This is a genomic window from Gemmatimonadota bacterium (genome assembly GCA_016719105.1).
Classification (GTDB): Bacteria; Gemmatimonadota; Gemmatimonadetes; order Gemmatimonadales; family Gemmatimonadaceae; genus SCN-70-22.
In genome coordinates this window covers 12953-31108 of the sequence record JADKAQ010000005.1, presented here as the reverse complement: position 1 = coordinate 31108, position 18156 = coordinate 12953, and the positions used below count along the sequence as shown (strand labels likewise).

Annotated in this window: 21 protein-coding genes; 19 read left to right on the top strand and 2 right to left on the bottom strand. The window is 65.9% G+C overall.

Translation table 11 applies throughout. From position 1 onward, the window contains the following. The first annotated feature begins 250 nt into the window (after positions 1 to 250). The 15 genes from IPN47_10415 (at position 251) to IPN47_10345 (ending at position 13841) form a co-directional block, all read left to right on the top strand. Entirely contained in the window at positions 251 to 559 is a 309-nt protein-coding gene (locus tag IPN47_10415) for an Ig-like domain-containing protein (protein MBK9408445.1), read from the top strand. Next, entirely contained in the window at positions 556 to 765 is a 210-nt protein-coding gene (locus tag IPN47_10410; protein MBK9408444.1) for a hypothetical protein, read from the top strand. Before IPN47_10415 ends, IPN47_10410 begins: the two co-directional genes overlap by 4 nt. 18 nt (positions 766 to 783) lie before the next feature. Then, entirely contained in the window at positions 784 to 1854 is a 1071-nt protein-coding gene (locus IPN47_10405; protein ID MBK9408443.1) for a hypothetical protein, read from the top strand. Between the two features lie 397 nt (positions 1855 to 2251). Continuing rightward, a complete protein-coding gene (locus tag IPN47_10400) occupies positions 2252 to 4351 on the top strand; it encodes an Ig-like domain-containing protein (protein ID MBK9408442.1) in 2100 nt (699 codons plus the stop codon). A 153-nt stretch (positions 4352 to 4504) separates the two neighbouring features. Then, positions 4505 to 5200 carry an acyltransferase gene (locus IPN47_10395; protein MBK9408441.1) on the top strand — a complete coding sequence of 232 codons (696 nt, stop codon included), beginning with the start codon at positions 4505 to 4507 and terminating at the stop codon, positions 5198 to 5200. Next, positions 5197 to 5664, top strand: a complete 468-nt coding sequence (locus IPN47_10390; GenBank protein ID MBK9408440.1) for a hypothetical protein — start codon at positions 5197 to 5199, stop codon at positions 5662 to 5664. The genes IPN47_10395 and IPN47_10390 overlap by 4 nt, the downstream gene beginning before the upstream one ends. Before the next feature lie 493 nt (positions 5665 to 6157). Further along, positions 6158 to 7120, top strand: coding sequence for a hypothetical protein (locus IPN47_10385; protein MBK9408439.1), 963 nt, complete (start codon positions 6158 to 6160; stop codon positions 7118 to 7120). A gap of 119 nt (positions 7121 to 7239) precedes the next feature. Next, positions 7240 to 7455 carry a hypothetical protein gene (locus IPN47_10380; protein MBK9408438.1) on the top strand — a complete coding sequence of 72 codons (216 nt, stop codon included), beginning with the start codon at positions 7240 to 7242 and terminating at the stop codon, positions 7453 to 7455. A 60-nt stretch (positions 7456 to 7515) separates the two neighbouring features. Then, on the top strand, positions 7516 to 8685 hold the full coding sequence (locus tag IPN47_10375; GenBank protein MBK9408437.1) for an O-antigen ligase family protein: 1170 nt from the start codon (positions 7516 to 7518) through the stop codon (positions 8683 to 8685). Continuing rightward, positions 8682 to 9587: a glycosyltransferase gene (locus IPN47_10370; GenBank protein MBK9408436.1), complete on the top strand. Its 906-nt coding sequence runs from the start codon at positions 8682 to 8684 to the stop codon at positions 9585 to 9587. The genes IPN47_10375 and IPN47_10370 overlap by 4 nt, the downstream gene beginning before the upstream one ends. Further along, the gene (locus IPN47_10365) at positions 9551 to 9898 is read left to right on the top strand and encodes a glycosyltransferase family 4 protein (protein ID MBK9408435.1); all 348 of its coding nucleotides are present in this window, start codon (positions 9551 to 9553) and stop codon (positions 9896 to 9898) included. Before IPN47_10370 ends, IPN47_10365 begins: the two co-directional genes overlap by 37 nt. Before the next feature lie 67 nt (positions 9899 to 9965). Continuing rightward, positions 9966 to 10412, top strand: coding sequence for a hypothetical protein (locus IPN47_10360; protein ID MBK9408434.1), 447 nt, complete (start codon positions 9966 to 9968; stop codon positions 10410 to 10412). A 216-nt stretch (positions 10413 to 10628) separates the two neighbouring features. Next, entirely contained in the window at positions 10629 to 12773 is a 2145-nt protein-coding gene (locus IPN47_10355) for a polysaccharide deacetylase family protein (GenBank protein MBK9408433.1), read from the top strand. Continuing rightward, positions 12770 to 13582, top strand: coding sequence for a hypothetical protein (locus IPN47_10350; protein MBK9408432.1), 813 nt, complete (start codon positions 12770 to 12772; stop codon positions 13580 to 13582). The genes IPN47_10355 and IPN47_10350 overlap by 4 nt, the downstream gene beginning before the upstream one ends. Before the next feature lie 52 nt (positions 13583 to 13634). After that, on the top strand, positions 13635 to 13841 hold the full coding sequence (locus tag IPN47_10345) for an ATP-binding protein (protein ID MBK9408431.1): 207 nt from the start codon (positions 13635 to 13637) through the stop codon (positions 13839 to 13841). A gap of 4 nt (positions 13842 to 13845) precedes the next feature. Here IPN47_10345 and IPN47_10340 read toward each other — a convergent pair whose 3' ends face one another. Both IPN47_10340 and IPN47_10335 read right to left on the bottom strand, forming a co-directional pair. Beyond that, positions 13846 to 14034, bottom strand: coding sequence for a hypothetical protein (locus IPN47_10340; GenBank protein MBK9408430.1), 189 nt, complete (start codon positions 14032 to 14034; stop codon positions 13846 to 13848). Positions 14035 to 14235: 201 nt separating this feature from the next. Further along, positions 14236 to 15555 (bottom strand): IS110 family transposase, encoded by a 1320-nt coding sequence (locus tag IPN47_10335; GenBank protein MBK9408429.1) that lies wholly within the window; start codon positions 15553 to 15555, stop codon positions 14236 to 14238. Between the two features lie 37 nt (positions 15556 to 15592). Here IPN47_10335 and IPN47_10330 point away from each other — a divergent pair, with 37 nt between their 5' ends. The 4 genes from IPN47_10330 to IPN47_10315 all read left to right on the top strand — a co-directional run bounded on the left by IPN47_10330 (position 15593) and on the right by IPN47_10315 (position 18003). After that, positions 15593 to 15826: a hypothetical protein gene (locus tag IPN47_10330; GenBank protein MBK9408428.1), complete on the top strand. Its 234-nt coding sequence runs from the start codon at positions 15593 to 15595 to the stop codon at positions 15824 to 15826. A gap of 199 nt (positions 15827 to 16025) precedes the next feature. Then, on the top strand, positions 16026 to 16631 hold the full coding sequence (locus tag IPN47_10325) for a glycosyltransferase (protein MBK9408427.1): 606 nt from the start codon (positions 16026 to 16028) through the stop codon (positions 16629 to 16631). Next, positions 16616 to 17038, top strand: a complete 423-nt coding sequence (locus tag IPN47_10320) for a glycosyltransferase family 4 protein (GenBank protein ID MBK9408426.1) — start codon at positions 16616 to 16618, stop codon at positions 17036 to 17038. The genes IPN47_10325 and IPN47_10320 overlap by 16 nt, the downstream gene beginning before the upstream one ends. After that, positions 17038 to 18003, top strand: a complete 966-nt coding sequence (locus tag IPN47_10315; protein MBK9408425.1) for a glycosyltransferase family 2 protein — start codon at positions 17038 to 17040, stop codon at positions 18001 to 18003. The genes IPN47_10320 and IPN47_10315 overlap by 1 nt, the downstream gene beginning before the upstream one ends. Positions 18004 to 18156 lie beyond the last annotated feature (153 nt).

Genomic DNA, 18156 nt, shown 5'->3' with positions numbered 1-18156 from the left:
TCTCCAACAGCGCCCTGCCGGTGGGTGGTAGCGCCACCGCGACGGCCACGGTGATCGACTCGGTCGGGAACACGCTGTCGGGTCTCACGGTCACCTGGATGTCTGTCGAACAACGCCGTGGCGTCGGTCGACGGCTCTCGGGGCTACGTGACCGCGCTCCTGGGTGGCTCGGCGAACATCTCCGCCACCATCGTCGGCCTCACGGGGTCGGCCCCGCTGTCGGTGACCGCGTCGACCGTGAGCGTGGCCAGTGCTTTCGGTCTCGCTCAATCTCTCGACGCTTACCGTTGGCCAGCTCGGGCAGGCGACGGCCGTGGCGCGCGATGCCAACGGCGCCGTCGTCTCCGGTCACCCCGTGACCTGGAGCATCTCGTCAGGTGCAGCGGTCGCGAGCGTGGGCTCGACCGGCCTGGTGAGCGCCCTGTCCGCCGGCTCGGCACAGGTCATGGCCACCGTCGGTGGCGTGAGCAACGTCGCGCCGCTCACCGTCAATGCGGCCCCCACGACGCCTCCGCCCAGCGGGACGACGGCGGTGCCGCTGATGGTGACCTGTCCGTGACCGGCACCGGCTCGGTGCTCGTCTCCAACGGCATCCCGCTCCAGCCTGGCATGCTCTTCTCGACCGGTCTGGGCAACGTCCTGCTGCGCATCAACAACGTCGAGGTCCCCATCGCGGTCTCCGCGACGGCCGGTTCGCACAAGGACGGATCGCTGCGCTCCGTGGTCGTGCAGTTCCTCTACAACGTGCCATCCCGACCGGCGTAGCGGCCACGTTGCACCTGGGTGCGCGCTTCGCAGAACATGGCGGCGCAGGCGATTCCCTCGGCGCCCGCGGCTGTCGCGCTCCTGACCGACCCGAACTACCTGATCGCCACGGAAGTCGTCGGTCCGACGATTACGCAAGCGGCGAGCAAGGCCTTGGGTGGGTCGTACTCGAAGTATGAGAACGATTGGGTCACGTACGCGGACAAGCATTGGACCACGTACGGCTCCGACTGGGCCAGCACCAACTACTACGATCGGGCGCAGATCTACTACGCCTGGTGGGTGCGGACCGGGAACCCGGAGTACTGGCGGCGCGGAACGCTGACGGCGATGGACTACCGCACGAAGTATCTGGAACCCAACAACTACGGGGCCTCTCTCTACTGGTCGCAGCTCGAGGGGATCGCAGCACACTACCGCCTGACCGGTGATCCGAAGTCGCAGATCGCCGTCGGCAAGACGGCCGACATTCTCGGCTCCTACTATCGGACAGGCAATCTGGGCAACATCAATCATCCTGACATGGAGAGCCGGGGGCAGGCGCGCTCGCTCCAGGCTTACCTCCTTGCATGGGAAGTCCAGGCGCCGGGTGGGGCGAACTACACCGCCGCTTCGTGGGCGACGCACCTCCCCCTCATGCTGACGCAGATTCTCAAGGCGCAGCAGCCGAGCGGAGCCTTCCTCTGGAACGGCTGGTGCGGCACGAGCCTGAACTACATGAACGGGCTCCTGAACGACGTGATGATCCGCTACTTCCAGCGCTTCCAGGCTGACGGCCGGATTCTGACCTCGGTCAAGGCTAACGCCGACTGGCTGTGGGCGACGCAGTGGCGGCCGACGGGAGGGAGCTTCAACTATCAGTCGGCCTTCTGCGCTCGCAACAACTCCGGCCCCTCTGCCAGCGGGGACCTCGATTTACTCTACGTGACGACCTACAGTTGGTTGTACCAGCAGACCGGGAACACGACGTACCGGACGACGGCGGACCTGATCTTCACGGAAGGAGTCCGGCAGACCTACCTGTCCGGAACGAAGCAGTTCAACGAAGCCTTCACGCTCTCGTACAAGCACCTCGCCTTCCGGCAGTAGCGCCTGAAGCCGACTCGGGCATGTTCGATGCCTACGTCCCGCATACGCGGGACGTAGGCATCGTCCTGCTACATCTCGGCGGCGCACGGCATCGCTCGGGAGCAACGACTCTTGGTGCGAAGAAGTTGTGGTGTCGGCGCACGGGTATTGCGAGTTCGACCCGGCGGCGGGATCTTGTCCGTTCAGCAGGGCAGAAGAGCGCAGGCGCACGGGTCTCCTAATGCCGTTCTCCACTATGTACGCTGCATCGTTCAGGTCCACTCTGCTCCTCGCGAGTATGACGGGCCTCGTTGTAGCCGCCGGTTGCGGCGGAGACGCTGCACGGCCGCTGTTGTCTACGTCGCCGTCAAACGAACCGGCCGTTGTTGCGGTCTCGTTGAGCGCTCGCGCGTTGGACGTGGGAACGAGCGTCCAGGCGAGCGCGGTTGTCTACGACGCCAGCGGTCACGTGCTTCCAAACGCGATTGTAACCTGGACGTCATCGGAGCGCGCCGTCGCCACCGTCTCCGAGGTGGGACTCGTGCAGGCCATCGCTCCGGGGCGAGCGCAGATTCGCGCGACCATCAAGAACATCAACGGAGCCGACTCAGTCATCGTGCTCGCTCCGGCACCCAAGGCGATCGTATCGCTGACCCTGAGCCTGGGCGACTCGTCGCTCGTCGTCGGGGAAACGGCTAGCGCGACGGCAACGGTGAGGGATTCATCCGGTGCCGTCGTGACTGGGCAGTCGGTGGCGTGGAGCGTGGATAGCGGCAACACAGCTGCAACGGTCTCCGCGTCTGGGCTCGTCACCGCCATCGCGCCGGGGACTGCCGTGATCCGAGGGACGGTCGGGGCGCTCAGTTCCACCGTACTGCTCACGGTATCGGCGCCCCCTCCACCGCGCGCGTTGGCCAGCGTCACCGTCACCGTCCCGGTTGCGGCGCTCCAGGTTGGGGAGACAACCGTTGCCACTGCAATCGGCAAGGACTCCGCCGGAGTCGTCATCACCGGAGAGACCTTCGCGTGGAGTGTCGATAGCGGCGCCACCGTGCTCTCAATCTCCACGGCTGGAGTGATCACGGCCGTCGCTCCGGGGACCGCCATCATTCGGGCGAGTTCGCGAGGTGCGAGTGATACAGCTGCAATCACGGTCGCCGCGCCTCGGGCGCCGCCAACCGTCAGTCCCACCTCGATTCCCCTTGTGGTGACTCGACTCGTCCCCGGGGCCGGCGTGGTGCTCGTCTCGAATGCCATTCCGCTCGTGCCGGGGGCACTCCCGCCCACCGGACTGGCGAGCGTCAAGCTGACCATCAACAACGTCGAGATCCCAATCGCGGCGGCTGCCACGGCGGGATCGCACAAGGACGGTTCGTTGCGCTCCGTCGTCGTGCAGTTTCTCTACGACGTGCCGACTTCAGGCGCGGCCGCCCTCCTTGAACTGGGGCAGCCACGAACGGCAGACATTCCCCCGCAGGCAATACCGGGAATCCCGATCGCCGTCGCGCTTCCGACCGACCCGAACTACCTGATCGCCACGGAAGTCGTTGGGCCAACGACATCCGTGGCGCAGAACAAGGCATTGGGTGGAGCGTACCTGAAGTATGAGACCGACTGGGCGGCCAACGCCGAGAAGCACTGGGCTACGTACGGCTACGATTGGGCGGCGACCAACTATTACGATCGGGCCCAGATCTATTACGCTTGGTGGGTGCGGACGGGGAATCCCGAGTACTGGCGGCGCGGTACGCTCACTGCGATGGACTACCGCACCAAGTACCTTGAGCCCAACAAGTACGGCGCCTCGCTCTACTGGTCGCAGTTGGAAGGGATCGCGGCGCACTACCGGCTGACCGGCGATCCCCACTCGCAGGTTGCCGTAGGGAAGACGGCAGACATCCTCGGTTCTTACTATCGAACCGGAAGTCTGGGGAACATCAATCACGGCGACATGGAGAGCCGAGGGCAGGCGCGCTCGCTGCAGGCCTTCCTGCTGGCATGGGAGATCCAGGCACCGGGTGGGGCCAACTACACGCCGTCGTCGTGGTCGACGCACTTGCCACTCATGCTGACGCAGATCCTCAAGGCGCAGCAGCCGAGCGGAGCCTTCCTCTGGAACGGCTGGTGCGGCACGAGCCTGAACTACATGAACGGGCTCCTGAACGACGTGATGATCCGCTACTTCCAGCGTTTCCAGGCTGACGGCCGGATTCTGACCTCGGTCAAGGCCAATGCCGACTGGCTGTGGGCGACGCAGTGGCGGCCGACGGGTGGGAGCTTTAACTACCAGTCAGCGTACTGCGCCCGCAACAACTCGGGCCCGTCGGCGAGCGGTGACTTGAATCTGCTCTACGTCACCACGTACAGTTGGTTGGCCCAGCAGACAGGGAACACGGCGTATCGCACGACGGCGGACCTGATATTCACGGAGGGGGTCCGGCAGACCTATCTTGCGGGGACGAAGCAGTTCAACGAGGCATTCACTCTCTCGTATAAGTACTTCGCGCTTCGTCCCTAGTGCACGTTGGTAAAGCGATCGCGGGGCCCCCTAGGGGGGCCCCGCCCTATTTTCCCGAAGCTTGGCCCACTGCTAGTCCCGGATGGCATTCTTCGTGCACCTCCCCGGGCCATGAGTCGAGATGCGACATAGGGTCGCCCCATGACGGCCGGAATGATCGAAACCCGCTCCACGGAGCGCGCCCGGGACTTCTCGGGCATATACACGACGCTCTCCAACTGGTTCGAGATCGCCCTCCCCGGCGCGGGGCGTCTCAGGGCGATGGAGGGGGTACGCGGCGTTTCGGTCATCCTCGTCTTCTTCGTGCACTACGTCGGTCTCACGAAGTCGCTCCTGCCTGAGGATACGCTGACCGAATGGTCTGGGAAAGCGCTTGCCCTTCTGGGCAATCGCGGAGTCGACCTGTTCTTCATCCTGAGCGGCTTCCTGATCTACGGCACCCTCATCCGGAAGGCTCACGACTACCGGAAGTTCATGGCCAGGCGGGTTGAGCGGATCTATCCGACGTTTCTCGTCGTCCTCGCGATCTATCTGGTGCTGTCGTTCGCCGTTCCCTCGGAGTCAAAGCTGCCGTCGGACCTGACGGCTGCTGCGCTACTGCTGCTGGCGAACATCCTGCTCCTTCCCGGGATCTTTGACATCGAGGCCATCATTACGGTCGCTTGGTCGTTGAGCTACGAGTTTTTCTTCTATCTCACGGTTCCGGCGCTGGTGGCCATTCTCGGGCTTCGGCGTTGGACGCCGCGGAGCCGGATCGTCCTGCAGGTCGTGACGATCATCGCAACGGTTTGGGTGAGCGCTTACGTCAAGGCACCTCACCTGCGAATGGTGTACTTGCTGCAGGGATGATGGTGTTTGAACTCGTGGAACTGAAGGCGTTGACGCGCGTGACGTCTGCGGCGCTCGACGTCGCGACGATTGGACTCTTCGTCGCCAGTCTGGTCGCGGTTGGTGCGCGCTGGCTCAACGGGGCGTTCGCACTCGGGGCAACCCTCATCGCGTTCATGCTTCTGTGCGTGGTGTCGTTTCGTGGGTACGGCGTTACCTACCGATGGCTCACTGTCTCGCCGCTCCGCTGGCTGGGCAACATGAGCTATTCTTACTACCTCATTCACGGGTTGTCGCTCAAGGCGCTGTTCTTTCCGATGACGTCGATGCTGCAGCGCACCGGTGAGAATGCCCCCGTCTTCTGCGCGCTCTTGATTCCGGCGTTCCTCTCCACTCTCGTTCCCTCGGCCGTGCTCTTCCTGCTGGTCGAGAAGCGTTGGTCGCTGGCCGCACCGGTCGCCAAACCTGCAACCGTGACGTCGTGAACATGCTTCGGATGGGCCGAAGGGTGGCGTTGCAGGTGACGACCGCGTTGGTCGTCTCGGTGGCGCTTGCGCGCGTCGCTGGTGCCGAGGGCCCCGCCGGCACAGTGCCACCAGCCGACTCCGCGTTCTCCGTCGAGCTCGTCGTTTCGCGCATGCAGGGTGACGCTGGCAACGCCGTGGTGTCCAACGGCATCCCGCTCCCTCCCGGCGTGCTTTCGCCCCGGATGGATGCCAAGGTGGTCGTTGCAGGTCGAAGGGGACGTGGTGAGCGCCGACGTGCGAGCGCTGTCGGGTCGGCATCGCGACGGGTCCGTGCGCGCGGTGTATGTCCGATTTCAGTATCCGCTCCGCCGGGGAGACCGTGCCCGCGCCCGCCTAACGCTGGAGGTACTGCCGAAGTCCGGTCGCGAGGTGTCGGTTTCCCGAGGCCGTCGCGCTCCCCGTCAGTCCGGCCTACCTCATCAGCACCGATCTGGTGGGCCCGACGCTCCCGGTGCAGGACACCCGTCGACTCGGTCGGGAGTGGGATCGCTACGAGAGCGATTTCGTGAAGTGGTCCGAGTTTCACTGGACCAAGTACGGCGTCGACTGGGCGGCCGGCAATTACTACGACCGCGTCGCGGTGTACTACGCGTGGTGGGTTCGCACTGGAAACGCGGAGTACTGGCGTCGCGCGACGCTGATGGCGCTCGACTATCGCACGCGATACTTGGAGCCAAACAACTACGGCAGCTCGCTTTACTGGGCGCAACTCGAAGGGCTCGCCCTCCACTATCTGCTGACCGGTGATGCGGCCTCTCAGTTGGCGGTGGGGCGCACCGCTGACGTGCTCGCCTCGTACTATCGGCGCGGCGCGCTTGGGAAGCGGAACCATCAGGACATGGAGAGTCGTGGCCAGGCCCGCTCACTGCTCGCTTTCCTTCTCTCTTGGGAAATTCAGGCCCCGGGAGGAGATAACTACACGAGCACGAGTTGGGCGGAGCATCTCCCCCTCATGCTCTCTCAAATCCTGCGTCCCCAGGACAGCAGCGGGGCTTTTCTGTGGGGGGGCTTCTGCAACACTAGCATCAACTACATGAGCGGACTGCTGAACGACGTGCTGATTCGCTATTACTCGCGCTTCAACGCCGATCCCCGCATCGAGCCCTCCATTCGCGCCAATGCCGACTGGCTCTGGAACACGCAGTGGCGCCCGGACGGAAGCTTCAACTACCAGTCCGCATTCTGCCAGCGTAACAAGTCAGGTCCGAACGCGTCGTGGGACCTGAACAACCTGTTTGTCTCGACTTTCAGCTGGTTGTACTTCCGAACGGGTGACCGCAAGTACCTCACCGCCGCTGATCAGATCTTCTCCGACGGCGTACGCCGGGCGGTGCTGTCAGGGACGAAGCAGTTCAACCAGCAATTCACTTCGAGCTATCACTACTTGTGGTACCGACGGGGGCCCGTGCGGTAGGTGCAAAGCCCACCCAGACTCCACGCTGCCAGTTCGTTCCGCGGCGCCCCCATAGCTCGTCTTGATTGGGGAGAGTCCGGTCGTTTGCCCGGATGTCGCGAGTTCGTCAGGAGTGCTCGATGAACGCACGAGCGCAGTACCAAACTCGTAGCCCGTCTGCCGCGGGCAGCCTCGGCTATCATCAGGCAGCGATTTGGGTCGCTGTCGCGCTTGTGATGTTTGCCGCCGTGCGCATTCAGGTCGTCATCCCGCTGCTGCCGAAGCTGCGACCCGCGTTGGTTGCGTCGGTGCTGGGTCTCCTGTATCTGATGTCCAACACCCCCGGCGCTGCGTGAAGTCGGCCTTTCGGGACCGTTCGGCGCAGCTAATGTTTCTGGTATTACGGATGGGCACTCGTGACCGTCCCGTTTGCGCTGTATCCGGGACTTGCCTTTTTGACTCCCGCGACCACGCCCGTGCTCGCGCAGGTCGCGATCGTGCTGGCGACGCTTGTCACCGCGCCGACCAGCACAAACCTCCGGATCCTCGAGCGGTTCTGGGCGTACGGGACCGCTGCGCACCTGGCCGGCATGGTCGCGCTTGGCGTGGCGGTTGATGGTCGAGTCTTCACCACGACCGGATACGACCCTAACGACTATGCCGCGATGGCGGCGATGGTCTTTCCGCTGTGCATGGGACTGGTGCAGCGAGAAAAGGGGTTCTGGAAGGCCATCGCATTGGGCTGCGCCGTCGTACTCGTCCTCGGCGTCGTGAAGACCGGATCGCGCGGTGGCACCTTGGCGCTGGTGGCGGGTGCGCTGTTCTATGTCCTTGCCGCACGTGGTGCGCGCAAGGCACTCTCCATCGCACTCTTCGTCTTCGGTGGAATGGCAGCGTGGGCTGTCGCGCCGCCCTCGTACAAACAGCGAATGTATGCGTTGGTCGAGGGTGAGCAGGACTACAACTACACCGACTACGGCGGCCGCAAGCAGATCTGGGCGCGTTCTCGTATCTACATCGCCCGTCACCCGGTCGCGGGGGTCGGGATCGGAAACTTCCCCATCATTGAAGGGCAGTACCTCGAGGAACGAGGCAAGGTCGGTAAATGGTCGACGGCGCATAACTCGTACTATCAGGCCGGTGTCGAGCTCGGGATCTTTGGAGGACTGCTCCTAATGGTGCAGATCCTCGTGTCCTATCGGCGAGGGTGGCGCCTGCGGAGAGCCTCGATCGGGGATGAGCCTGCGGGAACAGGAAGTCACCCCGAACTCGGGGCGGCGTTTGCCGCCTTCACATGCAGTTCAGTGTTCCTCTCGCACGCCTATTTTCCGTACTTCTTTGGGCTCATGAGTCTAGTGGCGATGGCGGAGCGCGTGGCCGCGGCGTCTCCGCAAGAGTCGATTCAGGGCGCGACGGCCTCTCTCCCGATGGCGGGATCACGCTCGCGATCGAGCCTACGTCCGGTGTCGATGCCCGCTCCGCTGCCTGTCCCTCCGATCGCTGACGGACGTGGGGGGCGCGCCACGGCCGGCGGTTGGCGCTCGCGCGCCGGGTGGCCCGGTCAGCGCGGGCGCTTCGCACCGTGATCGACACCGCACGTCCCGGCCCCCCCTCCGGACGCGGGGCGAGTCCGCGTGACGAAGCAGGCACCGAGATCCCCGGCGACGTTGCAGCTGGCCGCGCGTCGTCCGTCGTCGCGGTCATCGACACGGTGATCCTGTCGGGCCCCGGGCGACAGCTCGTGGCGCAGGCCGTGCTGCAGCGGTCGCGGGGGACGGCCTTTCGCATCGTCACCTTCCGTCGCGCTGGACGACCGGTGTCACCCTTCGTGGCCTACGCCGAAGCGCGCGGCGTGCCCTGCGACGTCATCGAGGAATCGGGAAGCCTCGACATGTCGGTCCTCCCGCGCGTGCGCGAGACGTTGGCGCGCGCCGGCGCATCCGTCGTGCAGACGCACGGCTATCGCCCCTCGGCGATCGTGCGCTCGCTGCGCGCGTTAGGCTGGTACGCCGGCGGCTGGGTAGGGTTCTATCACGGCGCGACCGCCGAGGACTGGAAGGTGCGCCTGTATCACGCCCTCGACCTTCGCCTCCTGCGCTCGGCCGACCAGGTGGTGGTCATGTCGCGACCGCAGCTCGCCCTGTTCGCCGACGTGGGAGATCGAGCGGCGCTGGTATTCAACGCCGTCCTCGAGGAAGGTGCAGTGGCCGGGGCCCAGGACTGCGCGCCGCTGTTCCCGCCGCCGACGGTCCCGCGCCTTGCCGCGATCGGGCGCCTGAGTCCCGAGAAGGGGGTCGACATCCTCCTCGAGGCGGCGGCGTTGCTCAAGGCCGAGGGTGTTCCCTTCGAGTTGTTCCTGGCGGGCGACGGCCCGGAGCGGGCAGCGCTCGAGGCGCAGGCCGCGGCGCTCTCGTTAGGTGACGAGGTGCGCTTCTTGGACAGGTTCACGACGTGGGCGCGCTGTATCGCGCCATCGACCTGCTCGTGATCCCGTCACGCAGCGAGGGGCTCCCCAATGTGCTCCTCGAGGCGCTCCGGCACGGCCGCTTCGCGGTCTCGACGCGCGTGGGGGCGGTGCCCGACGTGCTCGAAGGGGCGCGCGCCGGGATCATCGTCCCACCCGAGGATCCGCGCGCCCTGGCCGACGCCATCGCGCGCGGATCGCCGAGCGCGAGACACCGGGCGTGGCCGAGGATCGCGAGGCGATCATCGCCCGCTTCTCGCTCGAAGTCGCGCGTGCGCGCGCTCGAGGCCATTCATGCACGCGTGCGGGCGCACGCCGTCTCCGTCGCCGGCTGATGTGTGGCATCGCGGGCGCCGTCGCGTTTCGCCCTCCGCCGCCCCGCGGCGCGAGGTGGTGGAGGAAATGTCGCGGTGCATCGCGCATCGCGGCCCCGACGGCGAGGGGTTGTGGACGTCGCCCACGGGGCGCGTGATGATGGCGCACCGACGCCTGGCCATCATCGACCTCGAGACGGGTGACCAGCCGCAGTTCTCGCCCGATGGGCGCTTCGCCCTCGTCTTCAACGGCGAGATCTACAACTACAAGGAATTGCGGGCCGAGCTCGAACGCGACGGGTGCACCTTCCGCACGCAATCCGACACCGAGGTGCTGTTGCACCTGATCGCCCGCGAGGGCGATGCCTGTGTCGAGCGCCTGCGCGGGATGTTCTGCTTCGCCGCCTGGGATGCGCAGCGCGAGCAACTCCTGGTGGCGCGCGATCGCGTGGGGAAGAAGCCGTTCTACTGGTCCGTGCGCGATGGCATCTTCTACTTCGCCTCCCCTCGCTGGAGGCCGTACACGCCGCGTTAGGTGCCCCGGCACCCTCGACATGGCGGCGCTGGACGACTACCTCACGCTCGGCTGGGTCCCGGCGCCGCGCACCATCTTTGCCGGGATCCACAAGCTCGGGCCGTCGGTCGTCATGACGCTCGACCAGCATGGCGCGCAGCCGCGTGTGCTGGGACCTCGCCGCGATCGGGACCCCTTCGAGGATCGCTCGACGACGCGGCCGACGCACTGCTCCCCGTGCTGCGCGAGGCGACGCGTATCCGTCTGCGAGCCGATGTCCCACTCGGGATCTTCCTGAGCGGCGGGATCGACTCGAGCCTCGTGACGGCGATGGCGATGCAGGAAGACGCGACGCTGCACACCTACTCCATTCGCTTTGATGACGTCGAGTCGGACGAGAGTGGCTTCGCCGCACGCGTGGCCGAGCATCTCGGGGCCTCACACCACATCATCGACGCCCCCGCCGCCTCGACCGACCGGCTCCCCACGCTCATCCGCCACTTCGGCGAACCCTTCGCCGACTCCTCGGCGATCCCCACCTCGGTGCTGGCGCAGTACGCTCGGCAGCATGTGACGGTGGCGCTGGGTGGTGATGGGGGCGATGAAGGATTCGCCGGCTACTCCTGGTACCAGACGTTCCACAAGGTGCGCCGCCTGGGCAACATGATCCCCGCCGGTGCCGCCTCGGCCGCGGCGCAGCTGATTGCGCCTGGCGGAGCACGGAGCGCCTTCGCACGGCAGCGCGGCCGCGTGTCGCGCGGGCTGCGCGCGCTCGAACCGGGGAGCGATGCGCAGCGATACGCCGCGCTTCGTACCCTGCTCGGCGCCGCCGAGCGGCGCAGCTTGTACACCGGTGCGCTGTACGAGCGGCACCGCGCTGGGGCGATCGATCCGTCGGGGATGATCGCGCTGTTCAATCGCACCGAGGGGAGCGCCCTCCGCCGCATGCGGTGGGTCGACATGCGCACGTACCTGGCGGATTGCCTCAACGCCAAGGTCGACGTGGCGACGATGGGAGTGGGGCTCGAAGCGCGCGCCCCGTTGCTGGACCAGGAGGTGTTGCGCTTCGGCCTGTCGCTCCCCGATGCGCTCCTGGTCGACGAGCGTGGCGGGAAGGCGGTGCTGCGGACGTTGCTTGCGCGCTACGTCCCGCCGGCGCTGTTCGAGCGCCCCAAGCAGGGCTTTACGCCGCCGGTGCATCGCTGGCTGCGCGAGGGGATGCGCACGCGGCTCATGGAGCTCCCGCAGTCCGAGGCGCTGCGGTCGTTAGGGCGTGCTGCGCCCCGAGGGGATCCAGCGCCTGGTCGACGAGCACCTGCATCACGTGCGCGATCATGCCGACCGGCTGTACGCGCTCCTCGTGCTCGACGGCTGGCTCACCTCGGTGTATCGCGCGTGAGCGGCGTGCGTCGGGCCATCGCCCACGCGGCGTGCGGGCTCGGAGTCGATGCCATGGCGCGGCGAGCGCGCGTCCCCTCGCTGCTCGTGGTGTGCTATCACGGGATACGCCCGGACGCGTCGGCGAGTCGCCACTGGCTGCTCCTGCCGCAGTCGGCCCTGGAACGGCAACTGCGCTGGTTGCGATCGTCGTACGACGTGTATCCCATCGACGAGGCACTGGCGCGTTTGTCGGCAGGAGAAGGGCGCCGCCCCATGGCGGCCATCACCTTCGACGACGGCTATCGCTCCAACGCGACGCTCGCCCTCCCGGTGCTGCAGGCGCTTGGACTCCCCGCGACGATCTACCTCACCACCGGGCACCTCGACTCCGGGGCCCTGCTCTGGACGACCTGGCTCGATCTCGTGTTGCAGCCGCTGGGTGCGGCGCCCCGCTGGCTCGCCGATCGCTGCGCCCCCGTGGCGCCGGACACCAAGGAGGCGCTCAAGCGCATGGCGTCGGGCGATCGGGAGGCGCTGCTTTCGCAGCTCCGCGAGGAGGTGGCGAATGACGCGCGCGTCCAGTCGTCGCTCGCGCGTCACGCCCCCGACTTCGCGATGCTCACCTGGGATGAGGTGCGCGCCACGGCGCGATCCCGGCTGTTGACCTTTGGAGGACACACGGTCACGCACCCCATCGTCTCGCGGTTGCCTGACGCCGACGTGGAGGCCGAGATCGGCATGTCGATGGATCGGGTGGCCCGGGAAGTGGATGCCATCACACGCACCTTCGCCTATCCCAACGGTCGCGCCATCGACTTCGACGCGCGCGCGGTCGACGCGGTGCGGCGCCACGGTGGAACGGCGGCGGTCTCGACGATCGAGGGAATCAACCGGCGCGATCTCCAACCGTTCGCCCTTCGCCGGCTCGTCGTGGGCGACCGGGACACCGATGATGCCGTCTTTCGGCTGCGCGCTGCGGGGCTTTGGAGCGTGGCGGCATGACGCCGCGCCTCGACGCCGGTGCAGGCCCCCGCGGCTTTCGCGTAGCGATCCTCACCTGCCAGGACTTTGCGTGGGAGACCGTGGCGGCGCTCACGGCCATCCCCGAGCTGACCGTCGTCGGCGTGGTGCGCGCGCCGCTGCCGCGCCCCGGGCTCACGAACAAGTTGAAGCGCACCTGGCGACGCGATGGGGCCGTGGGGATCGCCGCTGCGGTGTGGCGCATGGCGACGCGAGCGGGGGGGGCGGCCACCGGCGCTCGCCCCGCGCCGGTCCCGGGCGTTCCGCAGCACGAGGTGGCGTCGCTCAACGCCGAGGCGAGTCGGGTGCTCCTGCGGTCGCTCGACCTCGACCTGGCCGTGCTCGACGGGACAAACATCCTCAAGCCGGAGACCTTCGACATACCGAGGCTGGGGAGCATCAACCTGCACTGCGGACGGCTCCCAGCCTATCGCGGCGCACCCCCGGCGTTCTGGGAGCTGATGGCCGGCGAGCGCGAGGTGGGGGTCACGGTGCACCAGGTGAGCGCCGAGCTCGATGCAGGGGCGATCTACGCGGAGGGACGGCCCCTCGACCCGGCGCCGGCCGGTGATCCGGTGGCGTACGCCGACCGCGTCTGGCGCGAGGTCCTGCGCCCGCTGGGATTGCAGCTGATCTGCCGCACGGCGCTCGCCCTCGCACGTGGCGAGGCCGAGGCACGACCGCAGCCGCACGCCGCCACCCCGCCCAACCGTATGCCGTCGCGCCGGGAGCTGCGCAGGTTGCGCGAAGTCGTCGCCGCTCGGCGACGCGCCACCAGCGCGAATCGTTAGGCAGTCGCCGCGCGTCGGCTCGCGCGTCGCGGCGCCAACGGACTAGCTGCCAATGACGAAGACGTCGTTCACTGCCAGCACTCAGAGTCTCGGCGCCTGGGGCGAGGTCTTCGGCGATGCGGTCATCGCCAGCGCGATCCTCGACCGACTCCTCCACCACGCCACGACCATCAACATCAACGGCGACTCCTACCGGCTCCGGGAAAAGCGGAAGGCAGGGCTCGTCCGTTCCACCCTCACATCTCAGCCCGAGGTGTGAGGGCTCACGAGGTCGGGAATTTGAGACGATCGTTGGTGGGGAATATCAAACGATCGTTGACACGGCGGCGGGCGCCACGCAGGCCGCCGTGCTCCCGCCAGCGCTCGCGGGGGCCGCGATCGCGCCGGACCTTCACCGGATGCTCGACCGAGCCCGATTGAGTTTCCTCTTGTGAAGCGACGAGCCACGTCAAGCTCCCACGTGTTGTTGCTGGGCTTTTCGTCGCAGCGTTTTCGATTGTCCGAGCGATCGTCGAGGTGCTGCTCAGCCTTCTGTTCGCGCTCTGGGGTGGGACGCGGTGGTCCCGGCGCAGTTGGGTGGTACGAAAGAGCGGACGGCGCCAACTTTCCCACGACGTCGATGGGGTACGTCCTGAGTGCTGCGTCAAGGAAACTCACGCGCTCGCCGCTCCCGATTCAGTCAACTCGATTCGCGCCTGGTTCTGCTGTGCTTGTCCCGCGCGTTGGTAGGCGGCCGGTGGCAGCGGCCGAATGCGCTGCGCGTCGTACGACACGTCATCCCGCCACATCGCGTAGAGGATGCCGGCCAAGCGGCGCGCGAGCGCGACCACCGCGATGCGCTTGCCGCGCCGGTGGGCGATCTGCACGGTCCATGCGCGCAGCGCGAGCGTCTGCGGAGACTTTGACCGCAGGATCTGCCACGCCGCTTCGACCAGCAGCCAGCGCACGCGCCTATTGCCCGTCTTCGTGATATGTCCGAGCTGCCGCTTCTCGCCCGAGCTTCGCTCGCTCGGAATCACCCCGAGATATGCCTCCAGCTCGTGCGCCGTGCGAAATCGCGTGATGTCATCAATCGTGGCCACGAACGCGCTCGCCGTCACCGGCCCCACCCCGCGTGCCGTGGTGAGGCGCGTCGCGATCGGATCGTGGGTCGCGAACGCGGCGATGCGCGCGTCCGCTACCGCGATCTGCGCATTGAGCGGCGCGAACTCCGCGAAGAGCGGCGCCAACTCCATCGTCAACGTCGGCGAGAGATCCAGCTCCGCAATCCGCGTCGGCACCCACGCACTCGCGCTCGTTGGGACGCGGAGTCCATCGCGCCGCACCAGCGCTTTCGCCAGTGCGATGTACCGGGTGCGCGTCCGGACCAGCGCATCCCGCACCGCCAGCTCCGCGCGTACATGCCGTCGCGCCTCGGACAGGCGATACGCGGGACGCCACGCGCCCGTCTCGCACGCGTCCATCAGCGTCCGCGCATCGCGCTTGTCGGTCTTGGTGCGGCGCGAGCGATTGGCGTACATCGGCGCGTAGTTCGGGTCCGCGACGATCGCTTCGTGGCCGAGCGACTCCAGATGGCGGGCCACCGACTCGCTCTCGGTGCTCGCCTCGAGCAGAATACGGGCGCGTGGCCGCCCACCCAACACTGCGGAGAACCGCTCCCGACTGGTGGCGATGCGGCGGTCGGTGATCGACCGGTCGTCCGCTTTAAAGGACAGCTGACTCTCGCGCTTGTGCAGATCCAGGCCTATGATCTCCATGGGGGCTGGCCTCCCGGTAGGCACCCCGTCGGCAGACGGTGAGCGCGTGGATAGTGGGGGAGCAGCCGGGATCACCACGTTACCGTGGAGGCCCAGCCGCCGCTTCATACCAACTGTCACCCAAGCCACGGCATTACTTTCTGCGTGCATCGAAGATCCTAGCCTCCGCTCACTGGGGAGGCGAAGTGGCCGTGGACGAGTATCGCCTGCTGGCACCGCTGGAAGAGTTTGGACCATTCTCGATCAACTTCCGGTGGGTGAGGTGCTCATCGACTCCGTACGCGGCAACGTCGAGATGCCGCATCGGCAGGGAGTGCGGGCGCTGGTCGAAAACCACCCGCAACAATGGAAGCTTCAGAAAACGTTTCCCTTAAGCGGCGGGCGCGAAGGCGAGTTGATACTCTATTCACGGACGGGGGCCGAACACCTCAGGATCCAACGCATCGAGGTCGATTTCACGCGTATGCTGAAGCGCAAACTCACCTGAATGCTCCGGTTCACCGAGCCCTCTCACTTCACGATGCGCCCCCCTCGCGTTGTCTTCCTCATGGAAGCCTACGCGGTCACGGGACCGGCGAGCAACCTGATTCAGTTTTTGCGTCCGGGCTCGGGAAACGGATGGCGAACGGCCTGCGGCGGACGTGTCCATTGTGACGTTTGTCCGAGGCGCATGTGATCTGCACCGCATGACAAATCAGTTCATTGAAGCGGGTCGTGCACAGAGCATTGCCGTGCAACTTGAGCCGGCGCGTCGGCAGTTCGATCCGCGAGTGCTCCCGCTACTGCGCGCAAGCGTGGACCGCATTCAGCCCGACATCATCCAAACCCACGTAGTGAAGGGGCGTTTCCTGCTGCGCGTCAGTCCGCTCGGGAACGGCTGTCCGTGGATCGCGCTTCATCATGGCTACACAACTGAGGATAAGAAAGTCCGGCTCTACAACCGGCTCAACCGTTGGTCTCTGCCGGCGGCCGAGCGGGTGCTGACATTCTGCAATCCCTTCGCACGAAGTCTGGAGCAGTCCGGAGTTCGTCCCGATCGTACTCGGATGCTTCCCAATTCCATAGCACCGTCGCCGTATGCGACTCCGGATGAAGTGCTGGAGTCATCCAAGCGCTTGAGCATCCATTCCCAGGATCGCGTGGTCTTGGCGGTGGGCCGAGCTTCTTCGGAGAGAGACCACGCGGATTTGCTTCATGCTACTGCCCAAGTCGTTCATGAACTGCCGGGGCTCCCCATACGATTGGTGCTGCTGGGGACGGCGTGGAGCGGGATCCTATGGAGCAATTGGTAAGCTCTCTGAGAATCCGCGAGCGCGTTATTTTCGCAGGTCATCACCCTGACACCCGGCCGTTCTTCGCTCGTGCCGATGTGTTCGTGCTGCCTTCCCTGAGTGAAGGATCTCCGAATGTGCTGCTGGAGGCGATGGAAGCAGGCTTGCCCCTCGTATCGACGGCGGTCGGTGGCGTCCAGGAAACGGTTGTGGATGAGGAATCCGCGCTGCTGGTGCAGCCTCGGGATCCGCAGGTCTTGGGTACCGCGCTACGTCGTATTCTCAGCGATGGTCCCTTGGCTGTCCGGCTCGCGAAAGCCGCCTACGCAAAGGTCCAAGAGCACTTCCGGCCTGACCACTACCGAAAGGCGTTGCTCGACACTTATTCCGATCTCTATGCCGAAGTCACTGCGGAGAAGGGGGCCTGATGCCGCAGGTTTCGGTGGTTGTGCCGCTGTACAACAAAGAACCCTATGTTCGGCGCGCTCTTGACTCCATCGCGGCACAGTCCTTTGCAGATTTTGAAGTAGTCATCGTGGACGATGGCTCCCAGGACGGAAGCGCTGCCATCGCCGCAGGTTATCCCGACTCTCGCTTCCGCATGATCCGGCAGGCGAATGCCGGTCCCGGAGCAGCACGCAATCGGGGCATCGCCGAGGCAAAGGGAGAGTGGATCGCGTTCCTCGATGCGGACGACGAATGGCTGCCCGACTATCTCGAACTTGCCGTCCGACAATTCCGTTCGCTTGGTGAGGACGTCGCGTCGGTATCCAGCGGTTACTACGATTTCCACGGGCCAGGCACAACCCCGCGCTCAACCAAATCGATGTGGGAGGCTCGTGGCATCGTGGCCGGGAGCCTGCGAGTTCACCCGGGGATGGAAACCACGGCCTTCGCGTACGCGCTCGCGTACTTGCATCCGTGTACGACAGTGATCCGCGCCAGTGTTCTTCGGAAGTGGGGTGGCTTCTATGAAGAGCGGTGTCGCTTCGCCGAGGACTCCTTCTTAATGGTGCAACTCCTCCTCAACGAAACGGTGGTGTTCGAGATGACTCCCCGGGTGATCATTCACACCGAGGCTGGTCAGCTGAGTAAGAATCAGCAGTCTGCGCGGCCTGTGGAGCCCTTCTTGGAACACCCGGAACGGATCGAGCATGTCTGTCCAGTCGCCTTACGGCCGCTGCTGGCTCGCTTCTTCACATTCAGGGCGTTCAAGACGGCGTGCGTCTTGGGGTACTGGGGGCAGTGGGAGGCCGCGAAGAGACTGCGAACTCGGTTTCGCACAGCGGACGATCGCGGATTGCCCCTCTACTGGGCGTCGTGGGTGTGCACCACACCGTTGGCTCGACCGCTAGGTGCACTGTTGCGCCGCATACGACCACTGCACCCCTAAGCCAGCGCGAGTTCTTTCTCAATCGCGAAGGTGGTGGCAATCACCAGACCGGACAACGCCGGCAAGTAAAACGCGTACGCGACGTTGATGAAGAAATTCGTAAGCTAGCCCGTTTGAGGGTCCCCCCGCCATTCCCGCCAGTTGGTGGTTAAC

Bases quoted from the DNA above. Each gene is read 5' to 3' on its own strand.
- IPN47_10315 (MBK9408425.1), top strand. From the start codon at position 17,038: ATGCCGCAGGTTTCGGTGGTTGTGCCGCTGTACAACAAAGAACCCTAT.
- IPN47_10350 (MBK9408432.1), top strand. From the start codon at position 12,770: ATGACGCCGCGCCTCGACGCCGGTGCAGGCCCCCGCGGCTTTCGCGTA.
- IPN47_10380 (MBK9408438.1), top strand. From the start codon at position 7,240: ATGAACGCACGAGCGCAGTACCAAACTCGTAGCCCGTCTGCCGCGGGC.
- IPN47_10390 (MBK9408440.1), top strand. From the start codon at position 5,197: ATGATGGTGTTTGAACTCGTGGAACTGAAGGCGTTGACGCGCGTGACG.
- IPN47_10395 (MBK9408441.1), top strand. From the start codon at position 4,505: ATGATCGAAACCCGCTCCACGGAGCGCGCCCGGGACTTCTCGGGCATA.
- IPN47_10360 (MBK9408434.1), top strand. From the start codon at position 9,966: ATGTCGCGGTGCATCGCGCATCGCGGCCCCGACGGCGAGGGGTTGTGG.
- IPN47_10320 (MBK9408426.1), top strand. From the start codon at position 16,616: ATGGAGCAATTGGTAAGCTCTCTGAGAATCCGCGAGCGCGTTATTTTC.
- IPN47_10345 (MBK9408431.1), top strand. From the start codon at position 13,635: ATGACGAAGACGTCGTTCACTGCCAGCACTCAGAGTCTCGGCGCCTGG.
- IPN47_10325 (MBK9408427.1), top strand. From the start codon at position 16,026: ATGACAAATCAGTTCATTGAAGCGGGTCGTGCACAGAGCATTGCCGTG.